General features: G+C 57.8%; 19 protein-coding genes and 2 tRNA genes. 2 read left to right on the forward strand and 19 right to left on the reverse strand.

The window, feature by feature from the left end:
* Nucleotides 1-59: 59 nt before the first annotated feature.
* The 19 genes from ABD847_RS05405 to ABD847_RS05495 all read right to left on the reverse strand — a co-directional run bounded on the left by ABD847_RS05405 (nucleotide 60) and on the right by ABD847_RS05495 (nucleotide 14,627).
* A tRNA-Val gene (locus ABD847_RS05405) sits at nucleotides 60-135 on the reverse strand.
* Nucleotides 136-140: 5 nt separating this feature from the next.
* Nucleotides 141-216: transfer RNA gene (locus ABD847_RS05410), tRNA-Lys, on the reverse strand.
* A 147-nt stretch (nucleotides 217-363) separates the two neighbouring features.
* Nucleotides 364-1,131 carry a tol-pal system protein YbgF gene (ybgF, locus tag ABD847_RS05415; protein ID WP_345011447.1) on the reverse strand — a complete coding sequence of 256 codons (768 nt, stop codon included), beginning with the start codon at nucleotides 1,129-1,131 and terminating at the stop codon, nucleotides 364-366.
* Between the two features lie 13 nt (nucleotides 1,132-1,144).
* Nucleotides 1,145-1,642 (reverse strand): peptidoglycan-associated lipoprotein Pal, encoded by a 498-nt coding sequence (gene pal, locus ABD847_RS05420; RefSeq protein ID WP_345010804.1) that lies wholly within the window; start codon nucleotides 1,640-1,642, stop codon nucleotides 1,145-1,147.
* Nucleotides 1,643-1,670: 28 nt separating this feature from the next.
* Nucleotides 1,671-2,972 (reverse strand): Tol-Pal system beta propeller repeat protein TolB, encoded by a 1,302-nt coding sequence (gene tolB / locus ABD847_RS05425; protein WP_425568406.1) that lies wholly within the window; start codon nucleotides 2,970-2,972, stop codon nucleotides 1,671-1,673.
* An 11-nt stretch (nucleotides 2,973-2,983) separates the two neighbouring features.
* The gene (gene tolA, locus ABD847_RS05430) at nucleotides 2,984-3,334 is read right to left on the reverse strand and encodes a cell envelope integrity protein TolA (protein WP_345010808.1); all 351 of its coding nucleotides are present in this window, start codon (nucleotides 3,332-3,334) and stop codon (nucleotides 2,984-2,986) included.
* Between the two features lie 12 nt (nucleotides 3,335-3,346).
* The gene (gene tolA, locus ABD847_RS05435) at nucleotides 3,347-4,402 is read right to left on the reverse strand and encodes a cell envelope integrity protein TolA (protein WP_345010810.1); all 1,056 of its coding nucleotides are present in this window, start codon (nucleotides 4,400-4,402) and stop codon (nucleotides 3,347-3,349) included.
* A 16-nt stretch (nucleotides 4,403-4,418) separates the two neighbouring features.
* Entirely contained in the window at nucleotides 4,419-4,853 is a 435-nt protein-coding gene (tolR, locus tag ABD847_RS05440; protein WP_345010812.1) for a protein TolR, read from the reverse strand.
* On the reverse strand, nucleotides 4,853-5,545 hold the full coding sequence (gene tolQ, locus ABD847_RS05445) for a protein TolQ (protein WP_345010814.1): 693 nt from the start codon (nucleotides 5,543-5,545) through the stop codon (nucleotides 4,853-4,855). Before tolQ ends, tolR begins: the two co-directional genes overlap by 1 nt.
* Nucleotides 5,532-5,942, reverse strand: a complete 411-nt coding sequence (ybgC, locus tag ABD847_RS05450; RefSeq protein ID WP_345011449.1) for a tol-pal system-associated acyl-CoA thioesterase — start codon at nucleotides 5,940-5,942, stop codon at nucleotides 5,532-5,534. Before ybgC ends, tolQ begins: the two co-directional genes overlap by 14 nt.
* A 158-nt stretch (nucleotides 5,943-6,100) precedes the next feature.
* Nucleotides 6,101-6,208, reverse strand: coding sequence for a cytochrome bd-I oxidase subunit CydX (cydX, locus tag ABD847_RS05455; protein WP_345010816.1), 108 nt, complete (start codon nucleotides 6,206-6,208; stop codon nucleotides 6,101-6,103).
* 13 nt (nucleotides 6,209-6,221) lie between these two features.
* Nucleotides 6,222-7,361 (reverse strand): cytochrome d ubiquinol oxidase subunit II, encoded by a 1,140-nt coding sequence (cydB, locus tag ABD847_RS05460; RefSeq protein ID WP_345010818.1) that lies wholly within the window; start codon nucleotides 7,359-7,361, stop codon nucleotides 6,222-6,224.
* 13 nt (nucleotides 7,362-7,374) lie between these two features.
* Nucleotides 7,375-8,931, reverse strand: a complete 1,557-nt coding sequence (locus ABD847_RS05465) for a cytochrome ubiquinol oxidase subunit I (RefSeq protein WP_345010820.1) — start codon at nucleotides 8,929-8,931, stop codon at nucleotides 7,375-7,377.
* Between the two features lie 466 nt (nucleotides 8,932-9,397).
* Nucleotides 9,398-10,408, reverse strand: a complete 1,011-nt coding sequence (gene ruvB / locus ABD847_RS05470; RefSeq protein WP_345010821.1) for a Holliday junction branch migration DNA helicase RuvB — start codon at nucleotides 10,406-10,408, stop codon at nucleotides 9,398-9,400.
* A 9-nt stretch (nucleotides 10,409-10,417) separates the two neighbouring features.
* On the reverse strand, nucleotides 10,418-11,026 hold the full coding sequence (gene ruvA, locus ABD847_RS05475; RefSeq protein ID WP_345010822.1) for a Holliday junction branch migration protein RuvA: 609 nt from the start codon (nucleotides 11,024-11,026) through the stop codon (nucleotides 10,418-10,420).
* A gap of 66 nt (nucleotides 11,027-11,092) precedes the next feature.
* Nucleotides 11,093-11,623 carry a crossover junction endodeoxyribonuclease RuvC gene (ruvC, locus tag ABD847_RS05480; protein WP_345010824.1) on the reverse strand — a complete coding sequence of 177 codons (531 nt, stop codon included), beginning with the start codon at nucleotides 11,621-11,623 and terminating at the stop codon, nucleotides 11,093-11,095.
* A 130-nt stretch (nucleotides 11,624-11,753) separates the two neighbouring features.
* Entirely contained in the window at nucleotides 11,754-12,494 is a 741-nt protein-coding gene (locus tag ABD847_RS05485; protein ID WP_345010826.1) for a YebC/PmpR family DNA-binding transcriptional regulator, read from the reverse strand.
* 72 nt (nucleotides 12,495-12,566) lie between these two features.
* Nucleotides 12,567-14,348, reverse strand: coding sequence for an aspartate--tRNA ligase (aspS, locus tag ABD847_RS05490; RefSeq protein WP_345010827.1), 1,782 nt, complete (start codon nucleotides 14,346-14,348; stop codon nucleotides 12,567-12,569).
* Nucleotides 14,349-14,372: 24 nt separating this feature from the next.
* Nucleotides 14,373-14,627, reverse strand: coding sequence for an FmdB family zinc ribbon protein (locus tag ABD847_RS05495; RefSeq protein ID WP_345010829.1), 255 nt, complete (start codon nucleotides 14,625-14,627; stop codon nucleotides 14,373-14,375).
* Between the two features lie 216 nt (nucleotides 14,628-14,843).
* Here ABD847_RS05495 and cmoA point away from each other — a divergent pair, with 216 nt between their 5' ends.
* Nucleotides 14,844-15,587, forward strand: coding sequence for a carboxy-S-adenosyl-L-methionine synthase CmoA (cmoA, locus tag ABD847_RS05500; RefSeq protein ID WP_345010831.1), 744 nt, complete (start codon nucleotides 14,844-14,846; stop codon nucleotides 15,585-15,587).
* Nucleotides 15,580-16,569 carry a tRNA 5-methoxyuridine(34)/uridine 5-oxyacetic acid(34) synthase CmoB gene (gene cmoB, locus ABD847_RS05505; protein WP_345010833.1) on the forward strand — a complete coding sequence of 330 codons (990 nt, stop codon included), beginning with the start codon at nucleotides 15,580-15,582 and terminating at the stop codon, nucleotides 16,567-16,569. The genes cmoA and cmoB overlap by 8 nt, the downstream gene beginning before the upstream one ends.
* Nucleotides 16,570-16,578 lie beyond the last annotated feature (9 nt).

The following is a 16,578-nucleotide window of genomic DNA, read 5'->3' on the forward strand; positions in this document are numbered from 1 at the left end:
ACCAATTGATTAAGAGTCAACTGCTCTACCAACTGAGCTAACGACCCAAAGTAAAACTTTGGTGGACGCTACAGGGATCGAACCTGTGACCCCCTCCTTGTAAGGGAGGTGCTCTCCCAGCTGAGCTAAGCGTCCTGGGCTGGTGGGTCGTGCAGGATTCGAACCTGCGACCAATTGATTAAAAGTCAACTGCTCTACCGACTGAGCTAACGACCCAACCCTTGTCTTCGGCGTCATCGCCTCCCGACGGCGGCCTATATTACGGATTTAGATACCTGACGCAACATATAATTTGTGTTTTTTTTCTGTTTGCTCAGGCTTCGAACAAAGACCGTCAGTTTCTTAATCAATGACGTAAACCGGTTATTTCCCGGACACTTCCTTTTGTGCCAGCTGGGCTGCCGTGCTATCGGGGTACTGCTTGATCACCAGCTGGAAAAACTTGCCAGCCTTGTCAGCATCGCCTTCTGCCTTACTGATCAAACCCAGTTTCAATATAGCATCCGCTCTCTTACTGGAGTCCTTGTCCTTGGCCACCTGCAAAAAATGCGTGCGTGCCTGACCATTATCCCCTTGCTTCATCAGCACCTGACCAAGCCAATAATGGGCGTTACTCTGATAGCTGGAATTGGGATATTTGCTCAGGAACTGACTAAGCGCGGCCGAGCCCTTCTTGAAGTCCTGATCCTTGAGCACCAGGTTCACGGCACTTTCATAGGCTTTGGACTCTTCGGCAGAGGGCGGCGCTGCTGATGGTGCTTTCTGGGAAGCTGCCACACCCTTGTCTGAGGTGTCAGCCCCAGGCGCAGGAGTCGCCGCATCGGAAGGTGCTGCACTGGCAGCGGCTTTGGCCTTGTCGAGCTCCTCGTACATGGACTTTTGCCGCTCAACGGCCTGCTGGAGCTTATAATTCGCTTCCTCAAGGTCACCCCGTAACTGGCGCACCTCATTACTCAGCGAATCAAGCTGCTGCTGCATCTCAACCTGAACCAGGTTACGGGAGTTGAGGGCTCGCTCAAGACGAAGCACCCGCTCCTCAATAGAGCCATCTTCCGCCCACAGCGAATGAGACAGCCCCATAGAAAAAAGAGCGGCCATATAAATGGCCGCTTTTGTTCTTACGGTGTTCATCAACCGTTAGACCTTAGTATACCAGAACAGCGCGACGGTTCTTGGCGTAGGCGTCTTCGGAGTGACCGGCATCAGCAGGCTTTTCTTCGCCGTAGCTAACAACGGACAGTTGGTATACGTCTACACCCAGGTTTTGCAGGTACTTGGCAACAGCCTTAGCACGACGCTCGCCCAGGGAGATGTTGTATTCCGGAGTGCCGCGCTCGTCGGTGTGACCTTCGACCAGAACCTTGATGGCATTGTGCTCTTTCAGGAACTCGGCATGAGCTTGCAGCAGCTGAGCGTACTGACCCTTGATCTCATCCTTGTCGAAATCAAAGTACACTGTGTTGTCTTGACGCAGGGCTTCGTACTTCTGACGCATCAGCTCGCTGTCGGACAGGCCTTGATCAGCCGGTGCAGTTTCAGCGGCAGTTTCGGTCTGAGCAGCGTTGTCGCTGGAGCTACAAGCAGCCAGAGTCAGCATGGGCAGAGCTACCAGCAGGCTTTTCAGCAGGTCGTTGATTTGCATGTTTTTTCCTTGGTTTATTACTTTGGGGTTAATTCAAGAACGGTGACCAAGCTGGTGCACGCACCTCGCCTTGTGCTGAAGGCAGGTTCGCCTTGAAGCGACCATCAGCAGAGACTAGTGCGAGTCCTTTCCGACCTTGGTAAACCGTGCTGTATATTATCATACTCCCATTAGGAGCAACACTGGGCGATTCATCCAGCGAGGTCTGAGTCAACACATAAGTTGCGCCGGTTTCCAGATCCTGCCGAGCAATGCGATATTGCCCCTGAACACGACTGACCACGATGAGATTCTTCCCATCCGGGGACGGTGCCGCGCTCAGGTTCATGTCGCCTTCCCACGTCACTCGTTGGGTGTCGCCAGATGCCAAATTTACTCTATATATCTGGGGTTTGCCACCCCTCTCAGAACTAAAATAAACCGATTGACCATCAGGACTCCAGCTGGGTTCAGTGTCGATGGCATTGTTGTTTGTCACCCGACTCAAGGACCGGCTGGCAACGTCAATTAGATAAACCTCAGACTGTCCATCTTTGGAGAGAACGACGGCCAAACGACGCCCATCTGGCGACCATTCAGGTGCGCCGTTGATGCCGGGATAGGAGGAGATCAGGGTACGGGCCTGGGTCATAATGTCCTGGACAAAAATGGAGGCTCGTTGCTTCTCGAAACTGACATATGCCAGTTTACGTCCATCCGGTGACCAGGAGGGTGACATCAAGGGCTCTTTGGAGCGTAACAGCACCTTTTCATTGTAACCGTCATAATCAGCCACCATCAGCTGATAGGGATAAGCCTGTCCCCGTTTGACACTCACATAGGCGATTCGCGTCAGGAAGGCGCCCCGCTCTCCGGTGAGCTGTTCGTAGACGATGTCTGAGATCAGGTGCGCATACTGCCGCAGTTGCTTCGCCGGGACCACCTTGGCATCGGCTACCAGTACACCGCTGTTACCGCCATTGCCCTTGAGGACATCCAGCAACTCAAAGCTCACCTTATATTGGCCATCGCCAGCGGGCTCAATGTTGCCCACCACCAAGGCCTCAACCCCCATGGACGCCCAGAGGGAGTAATTCACCTCAGAGCTCTGATTGGGCTGTTGCGGCATTTCGTTACGATTCAGTGGGCTGAACTTACCACTGCGCATCAGATCGGAGCTGACAACATTAGCCACATCTTCAGGCAGCGCCTGAGCACCACTCCACTTGAATTGCGGTACGGCCACGGGACGTCCGCTATCGATACCACCAGTTACCAGAATTTCCAGCTCCGCCATCGCAGACTGCGCCATCAAGCACCAGGCGGCAAACACCCAAAATAATTTCTTCATCATGGCCTGCTTCAAGGTTCTAACGTCAGATTAATCGATTGGATTTGCTCAGAGAGCTCTGCCGGAGGCAGAGGCAACTTCTTCATTTTCTTGAATCCCTTCAAGGAGGCGGCACAGAGGCTGTTGTCCCCTGCCGTCTGCGCCACATCCACCACCATGCCGTCCGGCTCCAGCTTTAGCTGCAACTCGCAGTGCAGGCCTGCCAAGCTGGCATCCGCTTTGAAATGCTGCTCCAGTGCCTTGCTGACCTTAGCAACATACTGCTGCATCAACTGCTGATCTCGCTTGAGATGCTCGGTCGCCGCCAGGGCACTACCACTCATCACCAACAAGATTGCCATCCAACGGGTGGTGTTTATCATCCTTGCTTGCTCCTACCGTCCTGGTCGCAGGGTCAAGGACATCTCCTTGGCCTGGTCATACAGGTTCTTGGGCGGTGCCGGGAATTTTTGCAGTTTGTTGATCGCTGCAATGGATGCCCGACACACGGCCGCATCACCACTCCCACCGGAAGTACTGATCACTAGGCCATCCGGTGCCATTTTCACTTTGAGTACGCACTCCTTGCCAAACATGGTCTGGTCTACCAACCAATAACGCTGGATGGTTGCGACGATCAGACCCGTATACTCATCGAGCGGACCACCTGCGCCGGCCGGCCCCGGTTTGTTCCCAGGCCCATCCAGCTCATCGAATAGCTCATCTTCCAGCTGCTTAGCTTCTGATGCGCGCTTTTTGCGCTCCGCCTCGGCCTTCTTGGCCGCTTCTTCCTTCTTCTTGCGCTCGGCTTCGGCCTTCTTCTGTTGCTCTTGCTTACGCTTGAGCTCTTCTGCCTTCTTAGCCTCTTGCTGTTTCTTCTTTTCGGCTTCTTGCTTCTTCAGCGCTTCTTGCTTCTTGAGTTCTTCCTGCTTCTTGAGCTCCTCTTGCTTTTTGAGCTCTTCCTGCTTCTTCAACTCCTGCTGCTTTTTCAGCACTTCCTGCTTTTTCAGCTCTTCCTGCTTTTTCAGCTCTTCAGCCTTCTTGCGCTCTTCTTCCTTCTTCTTTTCCAAGGCTACCTTTTTCTCAGCCTCGACTCGCTGACGCTCTGCTTCTTTTTTGCGCTCGGCCTCAAGTTTGACCTTCTTAGCCTCGGCTTCCTGCCGCAGACGCAGTGTCTCCGCCTCTTTTTGCTGACGTTGCGCTTCTTGGGCTGCCCGTTCAGCCTCCTGCTTTTGCTGTTCAGCCTGCTTGGCTTCTTCTTTTTGCTGTTTGACAAACTCTGTGTGCTGCTTGAACTCCAGCTGATCAATGACCACGGCGTGCACCACACCACCACCGCCCCCGGCAGGACGTTTGGGTTTGTCCAGATTCCATTTCAAGATGAAGGCCAGAAGCAACAAACAGTGCAGCAGCAATGAAATTACCAACGGGCCAGTCATGCCTCGCTTCACGGCATTTGTCTCCCGGTTATTTCTTAGTGGCCGGCGGTTCTGTCATCAGTCCCACCGATGGCACACCCGCCTCTTTCAGCGCGGCCATCAACTGAACGACTGACTCATAAGGGACCTTGGCATCCCCTTGCACCACCACGGGAGCATCCGGATGAATTCGCAGGTATTGCGCCACCTGACCCGCCAAATCCACCAGATCCATGGTTTCTTTATGGCTATCACCGATGTCCAAGAAGTAGCGACCTGTGGCGTCTACCGAGGCAACCACTGGGGTGGTCATATCCTCTGACAGCGGCTGAGAATCGGCCTGTGGCAGATCGACGGTCACCCCCTGCATGATCACCGGCGCCGTGGCCATGAAGATAATCAGCAGTACCAACATGACGTCGATATAAGGCACCACATTGATCTCGGCCACCGCCCGTTTCTTCGAGCGTTGATGAACTTGCATCAGTGATCACCTTGCTTGCCGGCCACTTGCCGGTTGAGGATGGTTGAGAACTCATCCATGAAGTTGATGTAGCTGCTCTCGAGCTTCTCAACCTTGGTGCTGAATCGGTTGAACGCAACCACGGCCGGAATAGCAGCAAACAGACCCATGGCAGTGGCGATCAGCGCTTCGGCGATGGGGGGCGCCACCATGGACAGGGTGGCGTTCTTCACTGCCGCCAGCGCCACGAAGGCATGCATGATGCCCCATACGGTGCCAAACAGACCAACATAAGGACTGATGGAGCCAATTGTCGCCAAGGTGGGCAGGTGGGTTTCGAGATCCTCGACTTCACGGGACAGTGATACACGCATGGCACGATAGGTACCGTCCATCACCATCTCCTGACTGCGAATACCACTGTTGTGCAGACGGGCAAACTCCTTGAAACCGGAATAAAACACCAGCTCTACCCCCAGCAGATCGTCACGCCGGGAGGAGCACTCCTGATACAGTCGATTGAGATCGATACCGGACCAGAAACGCTCCTCAAACTGCTCGGCTACAAAGCGGGCCTCACGCAGCGCCCGAGTACGTTGCACTATGATGGCCCAGGATGCGATCGACATCCCGAGCAGGATCAGCATGACGATTTGGACCAGCGGGCTGGCGTCGAGGATGAGTCGTGTAAACGACAAGTCAGCGGGTTGCACTGCGTAAGACTCCGTAAATGGGTTCAGGTATGGGAATGGGTTTCATTTGCTGCAGGTTGACACAGGCAATGGTGACTTGACCACTGATCAACAGCCGGCCGCTCGCATCCAGGATCTGCTGGTGAAAAACCAGTGAGGCGCGTTTCAGTACAGCCAGTTGACAAGCGACCCGGATCTGGTCGTTAAAGCGGGCGGGCGCGTGGTAGTCCACCGTCACTGAACGCACGACAAAAGCAACACCTTGAGACAGCCAAGTATCTTGTTCCACCCCCAGTGAGCGGAGCCATTCAGTTCGGCATCTTTCCATGAATTTCAGATAGTTAGCGTAATAAACCACGCTACCTGCATCCGTATCTTCGTAATAGATACGCACCGGAATTTCAAACTGTGCCGTCACCGTCTTGCCTGTTGTCACTGCATGAATAACGGCCGCTACTATACCCCAGCTCAAATGGGGAAAGAAGCTGTGACGCTGACCATTTTGTTGTGTTCCGCCTCTTGCTTTTGCCGAAAAAAAAAGCCACCGCATTGCGATGGCTTTGGGAATGAAAAGACTTAATCGAGTCTTCTATCCAGGTTCTCAGTGTGTTCCAGCCATAAGGCATTGATGATGCCGAACGAGCAAGCCAGCAAGAGCCCCAGGATCCAGGTGAAATACCACATCTTGTCTCTCCTCTTAATAGACTGAGTGCTTGTTGGCTTCGACATATTCGCCGCTGACCCGACCAAACATCTTGTAGTAAGTCCAGATGGTGTAGCTCAGCACGATGGGCACGAATATCACAGCCGCATAGAACATGACGCTCAGGGTACGGTGTGACGAGGTTGCATCCCAGATGGTCAGACTATGCGCCGGCTGCAGGCTGGACGGCATGATGAAGGGAAACATGGAGAAACCCGCCGTCAGAATGATACCGGCAATGGCCAGGGAGGAGGTCAGGAACGCCAGCCCCCCCTTCTCCAGCTTGGCTAGTACCGCCGTCAGCAGCGCCATGACAATCCCCAGCACCGGGGCCGTCATCATCCACGGATAGACACTGTAATTATGCAGCCATACACCGGCTTCCACGGCCACCTCCTTGTTCAGAGGGTTGGATACGCCAGCCACACCGGCAAACTTCACCAGACTATAACCATCAATACCCTTGGCCACCCAGACCCCCGCCAAGACAAACAGCACGGCGGTGATGAGGGCACAGAGGCTGGCCGTCAGGCTGGCCCGACGATGCAGTGCCCCTTCGGTCTTCATCATCAGCCAGACAGCGCCTTGGGTCAGTATCATGAACAAGCTGACAAAGCCGGCCAACAGGCCAAAGGGATTGAGCAGGCCGAAGAAGTTACCCTCGTAGGTGGACCGCATGAAGGTATCCATGCTGAAGGGAACGCCTTGCAGCAGGTTACCAAAGGCCACACCAAACACCACGGGGGGCACAAAGCCACCGATGAACAGGCACCAGTCCCAGGTATTGCGCCAGCGCGGGCTCTCCAGCTTGGAGCGGTAGTCAAAGCCGACCGGCCGGAAGAACAGAGCCATCAGGGTTAGCACCATGGCTACGTAGAAGCCAGAAAAGGCCGTGGCATAGACCATGGGCCAGGCAGCAAAGATGGCACCACCGGCGGTGATCAACCACACCTGATTGCCATCCCAATGGGGCGCTATGGTGTTGATCATCACCCGCCGCTCGGTATCGGTTTTCCCCAGGATGGGCAGCAGGGCGCCTACCCCCATGTCAAAGCCGTCGGTGACGGCAAAGCCGATCAGCAGGACCCCAACCAGGACCCACCAAATCACGCGTAAAACTTCATAATCCAACATGACGCTTGCTCCCTTAGGCGCTCAGTTGCTCAAAGTGGTACTTGCCGGTCTTCAGGCTGCTGGGACCACGGCGTGCAAACTTGAACATCAGATACATTTCCACCACCAGCAGTACCGTATAGAAGGCACAGATACCGATGAGTGAGAACCACAGGTCTCCGACACTCAGGGTCGAGGCAGACATGAAGGTGGGCAGCACCTCGGCAATGGTCCAAGGTTGACGACCAAATTCAGCCACCATCCAGCCACACTCGATGGCAATCCAAGGCAGCGGTATGCCCCACAGCAGGGCCTTATGCAGCCACTTGCGCTCACCGATCCGGTGACGGGTGCTGTCATAGAAGGCCAAACCAATCAGCAGCAGCATCAGCATGCCGGCCCCCACCATGATGCGGAAGGTCCAGAACAGCGGCGCCACCGGCGGAATGCTGTCCTTCACCGCCTGCTGGATTTGCTCTTCGGTGGCATCCACCACATTAGGGGTGTAACGCTTGAGCAACAGACCGTAGCCCAGATCGGACTTCACCTGCTCAAACTGCGCCCGCAATTCATCAGACTTGTCACCCGCCTGCAGCTGCTGCAGCAGCGCGTAGGCCTGCATACCGGTACGGATGCGAGCCTCATGCTCCTTCATCAGATCCTTGAGGCCGGTGACCTCTTCATCCAGGGAGCGGGTGGCAATGATCCCCATCACATAGGGGATCTCCACCGCAAACTTGGTCTCCTGAGCCTCTTGACTAGGCAGACCAAAGACGGTGAAGGGAGCCGGTGCAGGGTGGGTTTCCCACTGTGACTCAATGGCGGCCAACTTGGCCTTTTGCACATCCCCCAGCTCGTAACCGGACTCATCCCCCAGCACGATGACGGAGAGAATGGAGGCCATGCCGAAGGCAGCGGCGATGGCAAAGGAGCGACGGGCAAAGGGCACATCCCGCTTCTTCAGCAAGTAGTAGGAGGAGATCCCCAGCACGAACATGGCGCCGCAGGTGTAACCGGCAGCGACCGTGTGCACGAACTTGACCTGTGCTATCGGGCTGAAGATCAGATCCGCGAAGCTCACCATCTCCATGCGCATGGTTTCGTAGTTGAACTCGGAGCCGGTGGGGAATTGCATCCATCCGTTGGCCACCAGTATCCACAGGGCGGACAGGTTGGTACCAATGGCCATCAGCCAGGTGGACGCCAAATGCTGTACCTTGCTCATCCGATCCCAGCCGAAGAAGAACATGCCGACGAAGGTGGACTCAAGGAAGAAGGCCATCAGGCCCTCGATGGCCAGCGGCGCGCCGAAAATATCGCCCACATAGTGGGAATAGTAGGACCAGTTGGTACCAAACTGGAACTCCATGGTCAGCCCTGTGGTCACCCCCAGCGCGAAGTTGATGCCAAACAATTTACCCCAGAACTTGGTCATGTCCTTGTAGATGGGGTTGTTGGTCATCACATAGACGGATTCCATGATCGCCAGGATGAAGGTCATCCCGATTGTCAATGGTACGAACAAAAAGTGATAGAGGGCTGTCGCGGCAAACTGGATCCGCGACAGATCGACCACAAGTTCATTAATCATGATGTTTCCTCACCGATTTCGACGATTCGGCGCCACCCAGCCGGGCCGAGCCTATCCCTAGCATAGGACCATACGCTAAATGCTCAAAAGGCTGCCCATGGGCAACCTCCTAACATTGCGTGATCAAATGCAACAAAATTACAACAGTAGAAGCAGAAACTTGTATTAAACATGGATGTTTATACCATTTCCGACACCAAACTGGCAACAAGCCTTAACCGCAGCTAAACCATTGGTGCGCCCCTGAATTTTGCGTCCCTTCGACGCCATATGCCAGCCGAAGGCGCCATTTTTATCCATCTTGTGTGACAGTCGGATGTTTTTCAGTCAGGACAACTGGCCGGCTGGTGGGAGGATTAGTATGAAAACAAAACAACAAGCCCTTACAGTGACTAAGCCCATCTGAAAAAATAAAACAAAACTGGGCTGCTGTGTCTCCCTTGACTGCCGGTGTGATCAGGCGGGATCAAAGCTCGCCATCGCGCTGCAGGCCAAAGTGCTGGTAGGCGCGGGCGGTGGCAATCCGGCCCCGGGGGGTGCGCTGCAAGAAGCCTTGCTGGATGAGAAAGGGCTCCAGCACATCTTCGATGGTTTCCTTCTCTTCGCCGATGGCGGCTGCCAGATTGTCCAGACCAACCGGGCCGCCCATAAACTTGTCGATAATGGCCAGCAGCAGCTTGCGATCCATGTAGTCAAAGCCTTGATGATCCACATCCAGCATGTCCAACGCCTGGGAGGCCACCAGGTCGCCGATGTGGCCATCGGCCTTGATCTCGGCAAAATCTCGCACCCGGCGCAGCAGCCGGTTGGCGATGCGCGGTGTGCCACGGGCGCGACGGGCGATCTCAAAGGCCCCCGCCTCATCCATAGACAGTCCCAGACAGCGGGCACTGCGCAGCACTATGTCAGCCAAATCCGCGACCTGATAAAACTCCAACCGCTGCACAATGCCGAACCGATCCCGCAGTGGCGAGGTCAGGGAGCCTGCGCGGGTGGTGGCACCGATCAGGGTAAAAGGTGGCAGCTCCAACTTGATGGAACGGGCAGCTGGTCCCTCGCCTATCATGATGTCCAGCTGGTAGTCCTCCATCGCCGGATAGAGCACCTCCTCCACCACCGGGCTCAGGCGGTGGATCTCATCGATGAACAGCACATCGTTGGCTTCCAGGTTGGTGAGCATGGCGGCCAGATCCCCCGCCTTCTCCAGCACCGGGCCCGAGGTGGTCTTGATGTTGACCCCCATCTCGTTGGCCACGATGTTGGCCAGGGTCGTCTTGCCAAGGCCCGGCGGGCCGAAGATCAGCAGGTGATCCAGCGCCTCGCTGCGCCGTTTGGCGGCCGCGATGAAGAGCTCCATCTGATCGCGGACCGGATCCTGGCCACGGTAATCGGCCAGCAACTTGGGACGGATGGCGCGATCCAGCCACTCCTCTTCCTGTTTGGCCGCCGGGGCCAGCAGACGATCGGCTTCGATCATGAAAACTCCTTAGACCAGGCTACGCAGAGCATCGCGGATGAGGCTCTCCACCGACATCTCGGGCTTGGCCACCTTGCTGACCACCTGAGACGCCTGGGCAGGTTTGTAGCCCAGGGCAATGAGGGCGGCCACCGCCTCATCCTCGCTGTTGCTCATGGCCGGCGTGTCCAGCGGTGCCGCATCGGTGTAAGGGGTGAACAGGGCGCCCTCCCCCCAGCCCTTCAAGCGATCTCGCATCTCGATCACCAGGCGCTCGGCGGTCTTCTTGCCCACGCCGGGCAGCTTGATGAGGCTGCCGATCTCCTCGCGCTCCACTGCCTGGACAAACTGTTTGGCCGACATGCCGGAGAGAATGGCCAACGCCAGCTTAGGGCCGACACCGTTGGCCTTGAGCAGCTCGCGGAACAGGCTGCGCTCCTGCTTGTGGTTGAAGCCATACAGCAGTTGCGCATCCTCACGCACCACAAAATGGGTGAACAGGGTGACCGGTTGGCCCACCGCCGGCAGTTCATAGAAGCAGGTCATGGGAAGTTGTAGCTCATAGCCCACGCCCCCCACCTCCAGCAGTATCTCCGGTGGTTGCTTCTCTACTATGATGCCGCTCAGACGCCCTATCATGCGTTGTCTCTCCCCGCTACTTGATGCCGGCTAGCATAATGAATAACTGTATTTATATCCAGACCTTCAACGCCAGCGCCCGCCGCGGCTGCCGGTGACGGCAGTGCCCCGACCCGCGGCGCTGATCAGGCTCTGCAATGTATGGGCATGGCACAGGGCCACCGCCAGGGCATCCGCCGCATCTGCCTGCGGCGTACCGGGCAATTTAAGCAGCTGGGTCACCATGTGCTGCACCTGGGCCTTCTCGGCGCCGCCACCGCCCACCACCGCCAGCTTCACCTGGCGGGCGCTGTATTCGGCCACCTCCAGCCCCTGATTGGCCGCCGCAACGATGGCACTGCCGCGGGCCTGACCCAGCTTGAGGGCCGAGTCTGGATTCCGTGCCAAGAAGACCTGCTCAATGGCAAACAGATCCGGCCGAAACTGGGTGATGATCTCGGTCACCCCATCGTAGATCTGCTTGAGCCGTGGCGGCAGACTCTCACCGCTGGTGCGGATACAGCCCGAGCCCAGATACTCTACCCGGCTTCCCTGGCTGCGTATCACCCCGTAACCCGTGATCCGCGAGCCCGGATCTATGCCCAAAATAATGCTCATCTTGTTACCTTGATTAGCATCCTGTGACCAGCAAGACACTGGTTGTGACGAAAAAGGGAGCCGCAGCTCCCTCTTCATTACCTGGTGCGTATCGCCCAGCGCCAGCTCAGTGACTGACCACAGGCCTGGCTTACAGCGCGGCAGCCACTTCGTCAGAGATGGCACCGTTGTGGTACACCTCCTGCACGTCATCCAGATCTTCGAGCATGTCGATGAGGCGCAGCAGCTTGGGTGCCGTCTCCGCATCCAGGTCGGCCTCGGTGGAGGCGATCATGGTGACAGAGGCACTCTCGGGCTTGAGACCGGCACCTTCCAGGGCATCCAGCACGGCACCGAACTCGTTGGGGGTGGTGTACACCTCGATGGAGCCATCGACATCGGCCACCACGTCATCGGCGCCGGCTTCGATGGCCAGCTCCATGATCTGATCCTCATTCCCGTTGGCGAAGGCGATCAGCCCCTTCTTGGTGAACAGGTAGGAGACGGATCCGTCGGTGCCCAAGTTGCCACCGCACTTGCTGAAGGCGTGGCGAACCTCGGACACGGTGCGGTTACGGTTGTCGGTCATGCACTCCACCATGACGGCGGTACCGGCCGGCCCGTAGCCTTCGTAGATGATGGTTTCGAGCTCGGCCCCTTCACCACCACCGGCACCACGCTGGATGGCACGGTTGATGGTATCGCGGGTCATGTTGTTGGACAGAGCCTCGGCCACGGCCGCACGCAGGCGGGGGTTGGCGGAGGGATCCGGATCGCCGATACGGGCCGCCGTGGTGATTTCACGGATCAGCTTGGTGAAGATCTTGCCCCGCTTGGCATCCTGTGCCGCCTTGCGGTGTTTGATGTTGGCCCACTTACTATGACCTGCCATGACTCGTTTCTCCGTAGTTTTGTCTCAGGCGCCAACGCGCGCCGTAAAATTGGTCTGCCCTTGTCGGGCTGCTTATGCCTTTTCTACCGGGGCTTTTTCCACCGGCACTGTGCGGATCGCCAGCTCTTGCAGCGCCGCCTCGTTGGCCAGGCTGGGAGCATCCGTCATCAGACAGGCCGCCGCCGTGGTCTTGGGGAAGGCGATGACATCGCGAATGTTGTCGGTACCGGTCAACAGCATGGTCAGACGATCCAGGCCGAAGGCCAGGCCGGCGTGGGGCGGCGTACCGAACTTGAGAGCATCCAGCAAGAAGCCGAACTTCTCCTGCTGCTGCGCTTCATCAATCCCCAGAATGGTGAAGACCGCCTGCTGCATGGGGCCCTGGTGGATACGCACAGAACCGCCACCCACTTCGTAGCCATTGATCACCATGTCGTAGGCGTTAGCGTAGGCCGCCAGTGGATCGGCCTTGAGCTGCTCGGCACTCAGGTTGCTGGGGGCGGTGAAGGGGTGGTGCATGGCCGCCAGGCCGCCCTCGCTGTCCTCTTCGAACATGGGGAAATCGATGACCCACAGGGGCTTCCAGCACTGCTCTACCAGCTCGAGATCCCGGGCCACCTTCAGGCGCAGGGCGCCCATGGCATCGGCCACCACCTTGGCCTTATCGGCACCGAAGAACAGGATGTCGCCATCGGCGGCACCGGTGCGGCTCAGGATTTCGGTGATGATCTCCTCACTCAAGAACTTGGCCACCGGGGATTGCACCCCCTCGGCACCCTTGGCCACCTCGTTGACCTTCATCCAGGCCAGCCCCTTGGCGCCATAGATGCCGACAAACTTGGTGTATTCGTCGATCTGCTTGCGAGAGAGCTGGGCACCACCGGGCACCTTGAGGGCCGCCACCCGGCCCTTGGCATCGTTGGCCGGGCCGGCGAACACGGCAAACTCCACCTGCTGGAGCAGATCCGCCACGTCGACCAGCTCCATGGGCACCCGCAGGTCCGGTTTGTCGGAGCCATAGCGGCGCATGGCCTCGTCGAAAGTCATCACCGGGAAGTCGCCCAGATCCACGCCGGCCACCTCCAGCCACAGACCACGGATCAGGGTCTCCATCTTCTCCCGCACCTGCTCGGCGCTCATGAAGGAGGTTTCCACGTCGATCTGGGTGAATTCCGGCTGACGGTCGGCCCGCAGGTCTTCGTCACGGAAGCACTTGACGATCTGGTAGTAACGATCGAAGCCGGACATCATCAGCAGCTGCTTGAACAGCTGGGGCGATTGCGGCAGGGCGTAGAACTTGCCCTTGTGCACCCGGCTGGGCACCAGGTAATCCCGCGCCCCTTCCGGCGTGGCCTTGGTGAGCATGGGGGTTTCGATGTCCAGGAAGCCTTCGCCATCCATGAAACGGCGCACGAAGCTGGTGATGCGGGCACGGGTCTTGAGCACCTGGGCCATCTCGGGGCGGCGCAAGTCCAGGTAACGGTACTTCAAACGCTGCTCTTCGCTGTTGTTCTGGTTGAAGTCCAGCGGCAACGGCTCGGCACGGTTGATGATGGTCAGCTCGTGGCCGAACACTTCCACCTCGCCGGTGGCCATATCGGCATTGACCTGGGAGGCGGGACGGGCCCGCACCACACCGGTCACCTGAATGCAGAACTCGTTGCGCAGCTCGTAGGCCAGATCGAAGGCGGCCTTCTTGTCCGGATCGAAGAATACCTGGACGATACCCTCGCGATCACGCATGTCGATGAAGATCAGCCCCCCCAGGTCCCGGCGGCGATGAACCCAGCCGCACAGGGTGACGGTTTGCTCGACGTGACTGGCATTGACCTGCCCGCAATAGATGGTGCGCATGGTGTATTCCTTAAAATGCTTCGATTAGTCGCCGACCGGACAGCCAGCGCATCCCCCCTGACCACCGCATTCGGGGGCAGCCAGGTTTTTCTTGGGGCCAGATTTAAAATCGGTCTCGTACCAGCCACCGCCCTTGAGACGAAAGCCTGGCACTGAGATCAGCTTGTTCAACGCCTCGGCGGCACAGGACGGACAGGTGCGCAACGGGGCATCGGAAAGTTTTTGCAACTTGGCGACCCGCTGGCCGCACTGCTGACATTGATATTCGAAGATCGGCATGGTGACGAAATGAATAGTCCGGAAAACAAGTTGAACGTCAAAAAGGCCCGCATTATAGGCTAAAAGCGGGGCTTTGATAACACCTGCCCCATCGGGCTTGACAAGGCACAGTGGCCATCACATTTTTCGCCCACCGGCGGGCAATTCTGCTACCATGCCGCCAGTTTTTGACGGGGTATTTCCTCCGTCTGGTTCCAGCTTCGAGTTTTCTCCAGCATGCAGCACAAAGACCAGCTTTTTGCCGCCCCCTTGGCACAACTGGGCGACTTCTGTTTTGACGATCGGGTGGCCGCCGTGTTCCCCGACATGATCCAGCGCTCCGTGCCGGGCTACAGCAACATCCTCTCTGCCATCGGCATGATGACGGAACGCTTCGCCCAGCCCAACAGCCGGCTCTATGATCTCGGCTGCTCCCTGGGGGCCGCCACCTTGATGATGCGCCGTCACCTGACGGCACCGGGTTGCCGGATCATCGGTGTCGATAACTCGGCTGCCATGGTGAGCCGCTGCCGGGATCAGCTGGCAGCCTTCCGCTCCGAAGTGCCGGTGGAGATCCTCGAGGCCGACATCTGCAATGTGGCCATCGAAGACGCCTCCGTGGTGGTGCTCAACTTCACCCTGCAGTTCGTCGACCCCGAGGCGCGGCTGGCGCTGCTGACCCGCATTCATGCCGGCATGCGCCCCGGTGGCATGCTGATCCTGAGCGAAAAATTCCGCTTCGATGACGCGCCGGTCAACGAGCTTCTCATCGACCTGCATCTGGACTTCAAGCGCGCCAATGGCTACAGCGAGCTGGAGATCAGCCAGAAACGCACCCTGCTGGAGAACGTGCTGCGCGCCGACAGCGTGGCCCAGCACAAGGCCCGCTTGGCCCAGGCCGGCTTCGCCCACAGCGAGCTGTGGTTCCAGTGCTTCAACTTTGGCTCCCTGGTGGCCATCAAGGGGACAGCCCATGATTGATTTCGGTGACTTTTACCAAAGAATCGCCAAGGGCCCCTTGAGCCACTGGCTCAATACCCTCCCCGCTCAGTTACACGCCTGGCAACATGAGCAAGCCCACGGCGACCTGCCCCGCTGGCAACGGGTGCTGGCCAAGCTGGAGGGCTACCAGGCGAAGCACATCAACCTTGGCGATCGGGTCGAGCTGGGCCTGGCGGAGGAGCTGAGCGCCGGCGAACGGGCCAAGCTCGAGAACCTGCTGCAGCATTTTCATCCCTGGCGCAAGGGTCCCTATCACCTGTTCGGCATCCATGTGGACACCGAGTGGCGCTCCGACTGGAAGTGGGAACGGGTCAAGCCCCATCTCTCCCCCCTGGCCGGTCGCCGCATCCTGGATGTGGGCTGTGGCAACGGCTACCACCTGTGGCGCATGCTGGGCGAAGGGGCCGAGCTGGCGGTAGGCATAGATCCGGCGGCCCTGTTCTTGTGCCAGTTTGCGGCCATCAAGCAGCTGGCCGGCCAGGATCCCCGCATCCATCTCTTGCCGCTGGGGATAGAAGCCCTGCCGGCACTTGAGGCCTTCGATACCGTCTTCTCCATGGGCGTGCTCTACCACAGACGTTCCCCCATCGACCATCTGCTGCAGTTAAGAGATCAGTTGCGCGATGGCGGCGAGCTGGTGCTGGAAACCCTGGTGGTGGACGGCGGCCCCAACGAGGTACTGGTCCCCGCGGATCGCTACGCCCAGATGCGCAATGTCTGGTTCATTCCCAGCAGCGCCGCCTTGTGCCTCTGGCTGGAGAAGTGTGGATTCGAAGAGGTCCGTGTGGTGGATGAATGTGTCACCACTTTGGAGGAACAGCGCAGTACCCCCTGGATGCGCAACGACTCCCTCGTGGATTTCCTTGACCCCAATAATCGAAGCCTTACACTTGAGGGGTATTCGGCCCCTAAACGGGCCGTCATCTTGGCGACCAAGCGAACGGACTCCCAAGGCCTTTAGCCCCCCTCG

The organism is Pseudaeromonas paramecii, assembly GCF_039540575.1.
Lineage (GTDB): Bacteria > Pseudomonadota > Gammaproteobacteria > Enterobacterales > Aeromonadaceae > Pseudaeromonas > Pseudaeromonas paramecii.

What these genes read in the sequence shown, in the direction of transcription:
- ybgF (WP_345011447.1), bottom strand. Translation starts at nt 1,131, where the DNA reads ATGAACACCGTAAGAACAAAAGCGGCCATTTATATGGCCGCTCTTTTT.
- pal (WP_345010804.1), bottom strand. Translation starts at nt 1,642, where the DNA reads ATGCAAATCAACGACCTGCTGAAAAGCCTGCTGGTAGCTCTGCCCATG.
- tolB (WP_425568406.1), bottom strand. Translation starts at nt 2,972, where the DNA reads ATGAAGAAATTATTTTGGGTGTTTGCCGCCTGGTGCTTGATGGCGCAG.
- tolA (WP_345010808.1), bottom strand. Translation starts at nt 3,334, where the DNA reads ATGATAAACACCACCCGTTGGATGGCAATCTTGTTGGTGATGAGTGGT.
- tolR (WP_345010812.1), bottom strand. Translation starts at nt 4,853, where the DNA reads ATGCAAGTTCATCAACGCTCGAAGAAACGGGCGGTGGCCGAGATCAAT.
- cydX (WP_345010816.1), bottom strand. Translation starts at nt 6,208, where the DNA reads ATGTGGTATTTCACCTGGATCCTGGGGCTCTTGCTGGCTTGCTCGTTC.
- cydB (WP_345010818.1), bottom strand. Translation starts at nt 7,361, where the DNA reads ATGTTGGATTATGAAGTTTTACGCGTGATTTGGTGGGTCCTGGTTGGG.
- ABD847_RS05465 (WP_345010820.1), bottom strand. Translation starts at nt 8,931, where the DNA reads ATGATTAATGAACTTGTGGTCGATCTGTCGCGGATCCAGTTTGCCGCG.
- ruvB (WP_345010821.1), bottom strand. Translation starts at nt 10,408, where the DNA reads ATGATCGAAGCCGATCGTCTGCTGGCCCCGGCGGCCAAACAGGAAGAG.
- ruvA (WP_345010822.1), bottom strand. Translation starts at nt 11,026, where the DNA reads ATGATAGGGCGTCTGAGCGGCATCATAGTAGAGAAGCAACCACCGGAG.
- ruvC (WP_345010824.1), bottom strand. Translation starts at nt 11,623, where the DNA reads ATGAGCATTATTTTGGGCATAGATCCGGGCTCGCGGATCACGGGTTAC.
- ABD847_RS05485 (WP_345010826.1), bottom strand. Translation starts at nt 12,494, where the DNA reads ATGGCAGGTCATAGTAAGTGGGCCAACATCAAACACCGCAAGGCGGCA.
- aspS (WP_345010827.1), bottom strand. Translation starts at nt 14,348, where the DNA reads ATGCGCACCATCTATTGCGGGCAGGTCAATGCCAGTCACGTCGAGCAA.
- ABD847_RS05495 (WP_345010829.1), bottom strand. Translation starts at nt 14,627, where the DNA reads ATGCCGATCTTCGAATATCAATGTCAGCAGTGCGGCCAGCGGGTCGCC.
- cmoA (WP_345010831.1), top strand. Translation starts at nt 14,844, where the DNA reads ATGCAGCACAAAGACCAGCTTTTTGCCGCCCCCTTGGCACAACTGGGC.
- cmoB (WP_345010833.1), top strand. Translation starts at nt 15,580, where the DNA reads ATGATTGATTTCGGTGACTTTTACCAAAGAATCGCCAAGGGCCCCTTG.